Consider the following 10,786-nt stretch of genomic DNA (forward strand, 5'->3'; position numbering starts at 1 on the left):
GCGCTCGGGAATCCAGAAAGCAGAGAAGAACTCATGGCAATCCGTAAGTACAAGCCGACTACGCCGGGCCGTCGTGGCGCCAGCGTCTCGGACTTCGCCGAGATCACCCGGTCGACCCCGGAGAAGTCGCTGCTGCGCCCGCTGTCCAAGTCCGGCGGCCGCAACGCCCACGGCCGGATCACCACCCGGCACCGCGGTGGCGGGCACAAGCGCGCCTACCGTCTGATCGACTTCCGTCGTTTGGACAAGGACGGCATCCCGGCCAAGGTCGCGCACATCGAGTACGACCCGAACCGCACCGCGAACATCGCGCTGCTGCACTTCGTGGACGGCGAGAAGCGGTACATCATCGCCCCCAAGGGCGTGACGCAGGGCACCCGCATCGAGTCCGGCCCGACGGCCGACATCAAGCCGGGCAACAACCTGCCGCTGCGCAACATCCCGACCGGTACCACCATCCACGCGGTGGAGCTGCGTCCGGGCGGCGGTGCCAAGCTGGCCCGCTCGGCCGGCATGAGCATCCAGCTGCTCGGTAAGGAAGGCCCCTACGCCACGCTGCGTATGCCCTCCGGTGAGATCCGCCGCGTCGACGTGCGCTGCCGCGCCACCGTCGGCGAGGTCGGCAATGCCGAGCAGTCGAACATCAACTGGGGTAAGGCCGGCCGCATGCGCTGGAAGGGTCGCCGCCCCACGGTCCGTGGTGTCGTCATGAACCCGGTCGACCACCCGCATGGTGGTGGTGAGGGCAAGACCTCCGGTGGTCGCCACCCGGTCTCGCCGTGGGGTCAGCCGGAAGGCCGCACCCGCAAGCCCAACCGTCCGAGCGACAAGCTCATCGTCCGCCGTCGCAAGACCGGCAAGAAGCGCTGAAGGAGGAGGTAAGAAATGCCACGCAGCCTCAAGAAAGGCCCGTTTGTCGACGACCACCTCCTCGCGAAGGTGGACGTGCAGAACGAGAAGGGCACCAAGCAGGTCATCAAGACCTGGTCGCGTCGTTCGACCATCATCCCCGATTTCATCGGGCACACGTTCGCGGTGCACGACGGCCGCAAGCACGTGCCGGTGTTCGTCTCGGACAACATGGTCGGGCACAAGCTCGGTGAGTTCGCGCCGACCAGGACGTTCAAGAGCCACGTCAAGGAAGACCGGAAGAGCAAGCGGCGATGAGCGAAGCGAAGAGCAATCAGACACTGCTGACGACTCCGTCGAACCCGACTGCGCGCGCGACCGCCAAGCACGTTCGCGTCACGCCGATGAAGGCACGCCGTGTCGTGGACCTGGTCCGCGGCAAGCGCGTCGAGGACGCCCTCGCCCTGCTGAAGTTCGCGCCCCAGGCCGCGAGCGAGCCGGTCGCCAAGGTCGTCGCCAGCGCCGCGGCCAACGCCGAGAACAACCTCGGCCTGAACCCGGCCACGCTGGTCATCTCGACGGCCTACGTCGACGAGGGTACGACCCTGAAGCGGTTCCAGCCGCGTGCCCAGGGCCGTGCGTTCCGCATCCGCAAGCGCACCAGCCACATCACCATCGAGGTCGAGAGCATCCCCACCGCCGGTGGATCCACTCGTAACCGCCGGAAGGGAGGGGCAAAGTAAATGGGACAGAAGATCAATCCCCACGGCTTCCGCCTCGGTATCACCACCGACTGGAAGTCGCGCTGGTACGCGGACAAGCAGTACGCGGACTACGTGAAGGAAGACGTCGCGATCCGCAAGCTCCTGGCCACCGGCATGGAGCGGGCAGGCATCTCCAAGGTCGAGATCGAGCGCACCCGTGACCGCGTCCGGGTGGACATCCACACCGCGCGTCCCGGCATCGTGATCGGCCGCCGCGGCGCCGAGGCCGACCGCATCCGCGCCGAGCTGGAGAAGCTCACCGGCAAGCAGGTGCAGCTGAACATCCTCGAGGTGAAGAACCCCGAGTCGGATGCGCAGCTGGTCGCCCAGGCCGTCGCGGAGCAGCTGTCCAACCGTGTGGCGTTCCGTCGCGCGATGCGCAAGGCCATCCAGTCGGCCATGCGTTCGCCGAACGTCAAGGGCATCCGTGTGCAGTGCTCGGGCCGCCTCGGTGGCGCCGAGATGTCGCGCTCGGAGTTCTACCGCGAGGGTCGGGTGCCGCTGCACACGCTGCGCGCCGACATCGACTACGGCCTCTACGAGGCCAAGACCACCTTCGGTCGCATCGGCGTGAAGGTCTGGATCTACAAGGGCGACATCGTCGGTGGCAAGCGTGAGCTCGCCGCCGCTGCCGCCGCGCCCGAGCGTCCGCGCCGGGAGCGGCCGAGCCGTCCGCGTCGGTCCGGTTCCGCAGGCACCACCGCGACCAGCACCGAGGCCGGGCGCGCCGCCACCGCGGTGGCCGACGCGCCGGCAGAGACACAGGAGGGCTGACGCATGCTGATGCCTCGCAAGGTGAAGCACCGCAAGCAGCATCACCCGGGTCGTTCCGGCATGGCCAAGGGCGGCACCTCGGTGGCGTTCGGCGAGTTCGGCATCCAGGCGCTGGAGCCGGCGTACGTCACCAACCGGCAGATCGAGTCGGCGCGTATCGCGATGACTCGCCACATCCGCCGTGGCGGCAAGATCTGGATCAACATCTACCCGGATCGCCCGCTGACCAAGAAGCCCGCCGAGACCCGCATGGGTTCCGGTAAGGGTTCGCCGGAGTGGTGGGTCGCGAACGTCAAGCCCGGTCGCGTGATGTTCGAGATGAGCTACCCGAACGAGGAGACCGCTCGTGAGGCCCTGCGCCGCGCGATGCACAAGCTCCCGATGAAGTGCAGGATCGTGACCAGGGAGGAGCAGTTCTGATGGCTACCGGAACACCGGCCGCAGAGCTCCGCGAGCTCACCGAAGAGGAGTTGGTGGCCAAGCTGCGCGACTCCAAGGAAGAGCTGTTCAACCTGCGCTTCCAGATGGCGACGGGTCAGCTGGACAACAACCGTCGTCTGCGCGTCGTCCGTCACGAGATCGCGCGCATCTACACGGTCATGCGTGAGCGCGAGCTCGGTCTGGCCACCGGACCCGCTGGCAAGGGAGATGCCGCATGAGCGACAAAGTAGAAGGGCAGCGCGGCACTCGCAAGGTGCGTGTCGGATACGTTGTCTCGGACAAGATGAACAAGACGATCGTCGTCGAGCTGGAAGACCGCCATCGGCACCCGCTCTACGGCAAGATCATTCGCACCACCTCGAAGGTGAAGGCGCACGACGAGAACGAGATCGCCGGCATCGGCGACCGCGTTCAGCTGATGGAGACCCGTCCGCTGTCGGCCACCAAGCGCTGGCGTCTGGTCGAGGTCCTGGAGAGGGCCAAGTAAGCCCTCTCCACGGCGTGAAACCCGAAGGCCCGCTTCCCGTTCCGGGAGGCGGGCCTTCGCCGTGTCCGGGCGTGTCCGAATTTCCCGGAATCGCGGTGGAGTACCCCTCGATGGGTACTGTCGTGGTTGTGTTGCGTGCACCGATCTAGCACGCCGCAAGCAGGCTCGTGGCCTGACCGATACGGCGAGCGAAGGCCGATGTGGAGGTGTGAGCGGTGGCATATGGGACTCGACCCGGCCGGCCCGATGACCGAGCGCTGCTGCGGGAGCATCTGCTGAGGACGCGGATCGCGGGGGATGTCGCGACGCCTCGGGAGGGGAATCTCTCGAATTATCGAAAGATGGTGGACAAAGATCCGGGGTACCAGTTCGGCCTGACGCTGAAGGATTGGACGTTCGCCGAGACCCTGGAGATGATGGCGCGTCTGTGCGGAGTCCACCCGGACCCACGCCATCGGCGGGGTCCCGACACCATCGACGTCGACCTCACCCTGGACGCGCTCGCCGCGATGGGGGCGCGGATCGGCCAGGCGGCCCGCCGTCAGGAGACCGTGATCCTGGCGACCGGGCATCCCCACACGCTCTTGGGCGTCTATCGTGCCGTCGAGGATGCGTTGCGTGCGGCGGGATGCGTGGTGCTCGCGCCCGCCGCCGGATGGTCGTACCGGGTCACTACTCGTTTCGGACCGCAGAATCGCGAAATCATCTACACCTCGGGTGTTGCCGCGCTCGGCACCGACGGCAGGCTGGAACACACGCATGACCCGCACCCGATGCGGGCGATGCTCCGAGAGTTGCGCGATGCCGAGCCCCGCCACTGGCCCGACCTGGTCGTCGCCGACCACGGGTGGGCCGGTGCGGCGGGGGAAGCGGGCATCGAAACCGTTGGATTCGCCGACAGCAACGATCCCGCCCTGTTCGCCGGGCACGCTGAGGGAAAGATCGCCGTCACGGTGCCCCTCGACGACGGCATCCGCCCCGACCACTACCAGCCGTTGACCACCTACCTGCTCGATCGGGCGGGTCTGGGCCGGTGACGTCAGCGCGAGTTCCGCCGGTCGTCGTCGGACATGTCGCGGACTATGCTCTCGAGCTCGGAATGCCTCGGATACCAGCCTAATTCGGCCGCCGCCTTGGCGGGGTCGCTGACCAATGCGGCCGGTTCGGGCGCCGGTGGCCGATGGATCAGCTGGATTCGACGGCCGGTCCGCTGTTCGACGGCGGCGACGACGTCGAGGACGCTGCTGGCCTGCCCACTGCCGACGAGGTACCGCTCGAACCCGCCCGGCAATGTCTTCTCGAGGCACGCGACGAAAGCGGCTGCGGCATCGTCGATGTGCAGGTAATCGCGTACCGCGCTGCCGTCGCCGTTCACCTCCAATGCAGAACCGCTCAGGGCGGCGGCGAACGTGCGGGGAATCAGGCGCGTGGGGTCGGGGTCGGCGCCGCCTGCCACGTTCATCAAACGGAGTACGGCAGCCGACAAGCGTCCGGTGCCCGCCTGTGCGTGGAGGGCCCACTCGGCGGCCAGTTTGCTTGCCGCGTACGGGTGCGGCGGTGCGTCGGGCAGGCTTTCCGTCATCGGCTGACGCTCCGGCGTCCCGTATATCGAGCCGGTCGAGGCAAAGACGATCCGCGATACTCCGGCCGCGGCCATGGCCTCCAGCAAGGCGATGGTCCCGCCCGTATTGACGCGAAAGTACCGCAAGGGTTCGGTCATCGACTCGCGCGCGCGAGTGAGCCCGGCAAGATGGCACACCGCCTCCGCGCCGTCCAGCGCCTCGCGTAGCGCGGCGTCATCCAGCAGGTCGGCAACTCGAGCCGTCGACTGGGTGGGCGAAATGCGCTTGCGAACCATCGCGATCGGCTCGTGCCCGGCTCTACTCAGCAGGTGAACGACCGCCCGGCCGAGATAGCCGTTCGCTCCTGTGACGAGAACGCGCACCACACGATCTTGTCATCGAGCAGCGCGTATATCGATGGCTGCCCGCGTTACCTCCAGCACGGCCTTCCGCTGGGGCGGGTCGATTGGCCGAGCACTGTTCGGCCCTCACCGGGCCGGGCGAGGATAGGACTTGCGCTATACGTATACATCTACTTATAGTGAGATGGCGGCTCGGGCTGTCTGGAAACATGGATTTCGCGCTCGGAGAGGCGGATTCGGAACGGGCCGGTCTGCGGTAGACGCATGCCTGGATGCGCACTGATCTATGAAACGGGGAACATCATGACGACCGATCCGAACGACCTGAGCGAGGCCGGCACTGTCGAGGAGCGGGAATCCGGCGTCACCATCGTGAAAGCGCCCGCCGAACCGGGTGACCTCCGCCAGATCGTGTTGCGGGTGGGTCCGGGCGGCGGACGCAGGCAGCGGTTCGTCGGCAGGCTGCTCGGTGAGTCGCGGGAGTACGACAAGGCCGGGATGAACGTGGTGCGCGTCTACGTGAGCCGTAAAGGCAAGTACGTGGTGCATCGGCGGGAATCGAACTGGCGCGAAATGTTCGGCGCGATCGACTGGACCGACTGGAAGAATTGGCGCGAGCTGCTGGGGGTCGGCGGCGGTGAGCGCGAATGGGGTGACTACACGGTGGAGATCGTGGACTCGCCCGCTGAACTGGACGGCCGGATTCCGGAGCACATCTACCGGACGGTCGTCGATATCGCAGAGAACCCGACCTCGCAAGACCTTCAGATCTGAGACACCGCCGCTTTCGGCGAATCCGGAAAGGATTTCTTCGCAGATGTTCGCACGACTGGGGGCCGTGGTCGTCCACCATCCGTGGAAGGTGATCGGCCTGTGGCTGCTGCTCACCATCGCGGTGGTGGCCTCGGCGCCGGAACTCAAATCAACGACAGACCAATCCGCCTTCCTGCCTTCGCATTACGAGTCCATTCAGGCATTGGAGCTACAGCAGAGGGCTTTCCCGGACAGCTCCGCTCCCGCGGCGATCATCGTGTTCGCCCGCGAGGACGGTGCGCCGCTGGCCGACGCGGACGCGGCTTCGGTCGTGTCGATCGGCAACGGCCTGCGCGACAGGCAGATCAAGGACGTCATCGGACTGCAACCGACGCCGCCGTCGGAGAACCGCCTGATCCAGATCATCGCGGTGCAGATGACCAAGGTGACGAATCCGAACGACACCACGCAGGGCGACGCGGTCAAGGCGCTGCGCAAGGAGCTGAAGGAACGCGTCGCGGGTACCGAGCTGAAGGCGGGCATCACCGGACAGGCCGCGCAGGTGCTCGACCAACGCGAATCGGGCGACAAGGGCATGGCCATCATCGGCATCGCGACCGTCGTGCTGATCCTGGTGCTGTTGCTGATCATCTTCCGCAGCCCGGTGATCGCGTTGCTGCCGATCGTCGTGATCGGAGCGGTCTCCAGCATGGTCAACGGATTGATCGCCGTGGTGGCCAAGGCCTTCGACTTGGAGATCGACGCATCGATCAGCGCCATCCTGGTGGTCGTGCTGTTCGGTGTCGGCACCGACTACATCCTGTTCCTGATGTTCCGCTACCGCGAACGGCTGCGTGCGGGCGAGGATCCGAAGACCGCCATGGTCAGCGCCGTCACCCGGGTGGGTGAGGCCATCACGTCCGCGGCGGGCGCGGTGATCATCGCGTTCATGGCGCTGGTGCTGTCCTCGCTCGGCATGTTCCGTGCCATGGGCCCGGCACTGGCGATCGCGGTGGCGGTCGCGCTGGCGGCGGGGCTGACGCTGGTTCCCGCGGTGGTCTCGCTGCTGGGCACCAAAGTGTTCTGGCCGTCCAAGGCATGGCGCACCGAACCGAAGGGCGCGCGCTTCACCGCGGCGGGCAACGCGCTCGGCCGTCGGCCCGGTGTATTCGCCGTGGCCTCCGGCGGTGTGCTGGTGGTGCTGGGGATCTTCGCCTTCGGCTTCCACCCGACGTTCGATCTCAGCTCCGGATCGACCTCGGAGGCGTCGGAATCCGTCGTGTACAGCAAGGAATTGGTCAAGGGATTGCCCGCCGGGACCACGCAGCCTTCGGATGTCCTGTTGCGATCCGACGGTGCGTTGACCGCCGAGCAGCTCACCGCCTACCGCAACGAGTTGGCCGGTGTGCCCGGTGTGGGACAGGTGGCCGAGCCGAAGTTGTCCGCGGACAAGACGATCGCCGACTTCGCGGTGACGCTGAATGCCGCGCCGGAGTCGGATGCCGCGCTGGACACCGTGAAGGGCCCGCTGCGCGACACCGCGCACTCGGCGGCGCCCGCAGGCACCACCGCCGCGGTCGGCGGTATGACCTCGGTGTTCGTCGACTTCCAGGACGCGATGGCGCGGGATTACGCCATCGTCTTCCCCGTGGCGGCCATCCTGATCATGATCGTGCTGGGATTGCTGCTGCGCAGTCTGGTCGCGCCGTGGTACCTGATGGCGTCGGTGTTCCTCGGGTTCGCCGCCACCCTCGGCGCCGCGGTGCTGGTCTTCCAGCACTTCCGGGGCGAGACCGGCCTGATCTTCACGCTGCCGGTGATCATGTACCTGTTCGTGGTCGCGCTGGGCACCGACTACAACATCCTCATGGTGGCCCGGCTGCGGGAAGAGGCCCGAGAGGGCAACGAACCGAAACAAGCCGCGGCACTGGCCCTGCGGCACACCGGACCGACCATCGCGGCGGCCGGCGTGATCCTGGCGGGAACGTTCGCGTCGATGATGCTGGCGGGCAACAACGTCCTCGCGCAGATGGGCTTCGCCATCTCGGTGGGCATCGCGATCGCGGCCTTCGTCATGGCCATGTTCTTCACGCCCGCGCTCACTGCGATGATCGGGCACAAGGCGTGGTGGCCGGGGCACGGGGACGAAAAGCCCGATGCCGGACGGGACGCTCGCGGCGTCGTGGAAACCGCCGTCGGCGCGAGCCGATCGGAATAGGGGCTGTGCGCATCGGCGGTCGCCACGGCTGATCAGCGCGGAGCTGTGCACCCGGATCTACCGGGTGCACAGCTCTTTCGCCGGATAGCGAGATCCGTGACATCCCGCAGGCTTGGACGAACAGGCACGGCTCATCGTGCTTCGATCGTGGTCACGGGAAACCGATTGATCCTGTGCGCAGTGCACAGCGATCACGCGCCGGAAGAGACCTGGGACAGGGGTCGATGCGCTGAGTCTCGCGGAGCGCTACTGAGCGAGAACACAGGAAATCTGTCTTCCCAGGGGTGGGGGCTGGAATTGGACGCGCACCCGCCGGCCCGGCGAGAGCGGACGCCGGACGACCTCGTCGACAGGCACGGCGTGACCTTGTGCTCGGTGCGGTCGGTGCGGTCGGTGCTCAGCCGATGGTCGCGTAGGGGCGGTGGACTTTGATCGCCGAGTCCAGGACGCGGGTGACCGCGGAGCGGGCGAGGCCGAGTTCGTTGGCGATGGCCGGGGTCGAGCCGCCCTGATCGGCGAGCGTCAGGATCTCTCTGACCTCCTCGATCGGGAGGTTGGAGAGGCGGCGGCCGGTGATGGCCCGTGCGATCGCGGAGATCTCGTCGTCGTCGGTGTCGGCTTCGTCCGGTTCGGTGGGGAATTCGTCGTCCTCGTCGCTATCCTCGGCAATCGGCATCGCGTCGATGCGGGGGTGCGACGGCTCGGGAGTTTCCTCGAGGGCCAGTTGTTCACTCTCCGCGTCGGCGGAGCGATCGTTCTGCTCGGCGGACACCGACTTCCCGCGTTTCGCTGCGCGCGGCGCGGTGGCGTTCGGGTGCACCTGCGCGGCAGTGTCGGCGGTCGCGGGGGCCGGTGTGCGCTTGGGATCGGTGGAACCCGGACGCCGGGCGGCGTCATCTCCGCGATGCACGCGATCGACCGAGCGTTCGCCTCGAGTGGTAGGAGCATGCGAAGCCGCGTTCGCCGAGGTCGATGAAGGGTCATCGAATTCGAGGCCCTCGTGCAGGTCGGCGAGCGAAATTTGCTGTGCCGCGGGTGGTGCGGACTCGAGACGCGGCCGTCGCATCTCGGACTCGAGCGCTTCGTCTCGTCTCGATGTTCCCTGCTCGAACTCGGCAGGGGAAGGCTGTGCCGCTTCGGGGCGGCCCGGTCGAGTGCGGTGTCCGTCGGCGCGGGTCTCCGGCACATGTCGGGCTGCGGGCGGAATCACATGCGGTGGGGGAGTCGCCAGCTCGGAGCCGGCAACCGGCTGATTCGGGCTTTCGGTGGGAGCGAGGTTATCCGGGTGGTCTTCGGTGGGATCGGTGTGCCCGTCGACCGGGAGTGCGTGCGCTGGGATGGTCGGCATCTCGGCGGCGCGACCGTTGGTGCTGGGGCGGACGGTCTTCTCATCGACCCGCGAGGGCTGCACTGCGCCGTCGGCGGGGATTTCGACAGTGTGGCCGTTGCTGGCCGGGTGCGCCGTGTTTCCGTTGACGTGCGGGTGTGCGTTTCCGTTGGCAGCCGCCCGATCGGTTCTGCCGTCGATAGGCAGGAGGGTGTGGCCGTTCACGGTCAGGCCGTGGGTGTATCCGTTGACAGTGGTTTCGACGGGGTGGCCGTTCGAAGCGGGCGGGAGCGCGGCGGCGTGGCCGTTGCTGCGCTCGGCGGCGGGACCCGAGGTGGTGGAGTGCTCGCGCACTTCGCCGTTCGCAGGGTCCGCGGTGGCGGATGGGGTGCGGTCGACCGTGATGGGGTGACCGTTGATCGGCGATCCGACCGCGTGACCGTTGCGCGACGACTTCCCGTGGTCGACCCGTGCCGGGCCCGGCACGGTCGCTGCTGCCGCGCTGCGCTCGTCGAGCCGGGCTGCGGAACGAGTGTCGGTCGTCGCGGCCGGGACGGTGCGGTGGGCGGCGGTTTCATACCCGGAACGATGGACGCCGTCCAGATGAGTATGCGTTCCGGAACTCGCCTCGCGGTCATCGGTCATACCTGCGGCGTAAGCCTCGCCTCCCAGGGGAAAACGGCCGCTGTTCGCCGCTTCTCCGAGAGGGTGGTATCCACCGGCCTCCGACGTGCCGGGAATCCGTTGTGTGTCGATGTCGATCATCCGCCGGTCGCGCTCGATCACCGGCGCGCCGTCGATCAGCACCGCGTACCGCGCGGACACCCAGGCGTGCAGCCAGATCACGACGCCGACCATCACCGGCGCGATGGCGTATTCGGCGGCGCGGCCCAGGTCGCCCGCGGCCAGATGCGGTCCGGTGTTGAGCGCGACGGTGGTGCCGAGCAGCGCCGCTTCGAAGAAGATCACCTTGCCGCGCGCCAGCTCGCGGCCCCACCGCGATGCGGTCGTCGCCGCGACCATGATGGTGATGATCGGGATCGAGATCATCGCCTCGATGCCGTAACTCAACCAGTACAGCGGATCGGACATGTCGCCGCTGGGCACCAGATTGTGCTGCACGTTGACCCCGGCCCACACCATGCCGAGGACGACGACGGCGATCAGGGCGCGCGACGACCACTCCGCCCGCTGGTAGAGCTGCGCCAGGCGCGCGTCCTCGCTGGAGGCCCGCCGCCGCGCCGCCAGG

The 10,786-nt window shown here is 67.5% G+C and carries 10 protein-coding genes and 2 pseudogenes; 10 read left to right on the forward strand and 2 right to left on the reverse strand.

Translation table 11 applies throughout. From position 1 onward, the window contains the following. The first annotated feature begins 33 nt into the window (after positions 1-33). From rplB to NA8_RS28745, 8 genes and pseudogenes are all read left to right on the forward strand, one after another. Complete coding sequence (rplB, locus tag NA8_RS28710; RefSeq protein ID WP_040864840.1) at positions 34-870, forward strand: 50S ribosomal protein L2; 837 nt, start codon at positions 34-36, stop codon at positions 868-870. 15 nt (positions 871-885) lie between these two features. After that, entirely contained in the window at positions 886-1,167 is a 282-nt protein-coding gene (rpsS, locus tag NA8_RS28715; protein ID WP_039795442.1) for a 30S ribosomal protein S19, read from the forward strand. Next, complete coding sequence (gene rplV, locus NA8_RS28720; protein WP_063053452.1) at positions 1,164-1,592, forward strand: 50S ribosomal protein L22; 429 nt, start codon at positions 1,164-1,166, stop codon at positions 1,590-1,592. The genes rpsS and rplV overlap by 4 nt, the downstream gene beginning before the upstream one ends. Beyond that, positions 1,593-2,387, forward strand: coding sequence for a 30S ribosomal protein S3 (gene rpsC / locus NA8_RS28725; RefSeq protein WP_040774085.1), 795 nt, complete (start codon positions 1,593-1,595; stop codon positions 2,385-2,387). A gap of 3 nt (positions 2,388-2,390) precedes the next feature. Continuing rightward, a complete protein-coding gene (rplP, locus tag NA8_RS28730) occupies positions 2,391-2,807 on the forward strand; it encodes a 50S ribosomal protein L16 (RefSeq protein WP_040864842.1) in 417 nt (138 codons plus the stop codon). Beyond that, entirely contained in the window at positions 2,807-3,046 is a 240-nt protein-coding gene (gene rpmC / locus NA8_RS28735; RefSeq protein ID WP_040864843.1) for a 50S ribosomal protein L29, read from the forward strand. The genes rplP and rpmC overlap by 1 nt, the downstream gene beginning before the upstream one ends. 20 nt (positions 3,047-3,066) lie before the next feature. After that, positions 3,067-3,315, forward strand: a pseudogene (rpsQ, locus tag NA8_RS28740) (30S ribosomal protein S17); the annotation flags it as partial. Between the two features lie 215 nt (positions 3,316-3,530). Beyond that, entirely contained in the window at positions 3,531-4,352 is an 822-nt protein-coding gene (locus NA8_RS28745; RefSeq protein ID WP_063053453.1) for a phosphatase, read from the forward strand. Positions 4,353-4,354: 2 nt separating this feature from the next. Here the strand turns inward: NA8_RS28745 and NA8_RS28750 are convergent, their stop codons facing one another. Beyond that, on the reverse strand, positions 4,355-5,260 hold the full coding sequence (locus tag NA8_RS28750) for an NAD-dependent epimerase/dehydratase family protein (RefSeq protein WP_084467161.1): 906 nt from the start codon (positions 5,258-5,260) through the stop codon (positions 4,355-4,357). Positions 5,261-5,542: 282 nt separating this feature from the next. Here NA8_RS28750 and NA8_RS28755 point away from each other — a divergent pair, with 282 nt between their 5' ends. Both NA8_RS28755 and NA8_RS28760 read left to right on the forward strand, forming a co-directional pair. Further along, complete coding sequence (locus tag NA8_RS28755) at positions 5,543-6,013, forward strand: EXLDI protein (protein ID WP_169810577.1); 471 nt, start codon at positions 5,543-5,545, stop codon at positions 6,011-6,013. Positions 6,014-6,056: 43 nt separating this feature from the next. Continuing rightward, positions 6,057-8,210, forward strand: a complete 2,154-nt coding sequence (locus NA8_RS28760; protein WP_063053456.1) for an MMPL family transporter — start codon at positions 6,057-6,059, stop codon at positions 8,208-8,210. 397 nt (positions 8,211-8,607) lie between these two features. Here NA8_RS28760 and NA8_RS34485 read toward each other — a convergent pair. Beyond that, a pseudogene (locus tag NA8_RS34485) lies at positions 8,608-10,786 on the reverse strand (hypothetical protein); the annotation flags it as partial.

Source organism: Nocardia arthritidis NBRC 100137 (assembly GCF_001612765.1).
Taxonomy (GTDB): Bacteria; Actinomycetota; Actinomycetes; order Mycobacteriales; family Mycobacteriaceae; genus Nocardia; species Nocardia arthritidis.

Coding starts and splice junctions, on each gene's coding strand:
- rpsS (WP_039795442.1), top strand. CDS start 886: ATGCCACGCAGCCTCAAGAAAGGCCCGTTTGTCGACGACCACCTCCTC.
- NA8_RS28760 (WP_063053456.1), top strand. CDS start 6,057: ATGTTCGCACGACTGGGGGCCGTGGTCGTCCACCATCCGTGGAAGGTG.
- rpmC (WP_040864843.1), top strand. CDS start 2,807: ATGGCTACCGGAACACCGGCCGCAGAGCTCCGCGAGCTCACCGAAGAG.
- rplP (WP_040864842.1), top strand. CDS start 2,391: ATGCTGATGCCTCGCAAGGTGAAGCACCGCAAGCAGCATCACCCGGGT.
- rpsC (WP_040774085.1), top strand. CDS start 1,593: ATGGGACAGAAGATCAATCCCCACGGCTTCCGCCTCGGTATCACCACC.
- NA8_RS28755 (WP_169810577.1), top strand. CDS start 5,543: ATGACGACCGATCCGAACGACCTGAGCGAGGCCGGCACTGTCGAGGAG.
- rplB (WP_040864840.1), top strand. CDS start 34: ATGGCAATCCGTAAGTACAAGCCGACTACGCCGGGCCGTCGTGGCGCC.
- rplV (WP_063053452.1), top strand. CDS start 1,164: ATGAGCGAAGCGAAGAGCAATCAGACACTGCTGACGACTCCGTCGAAC.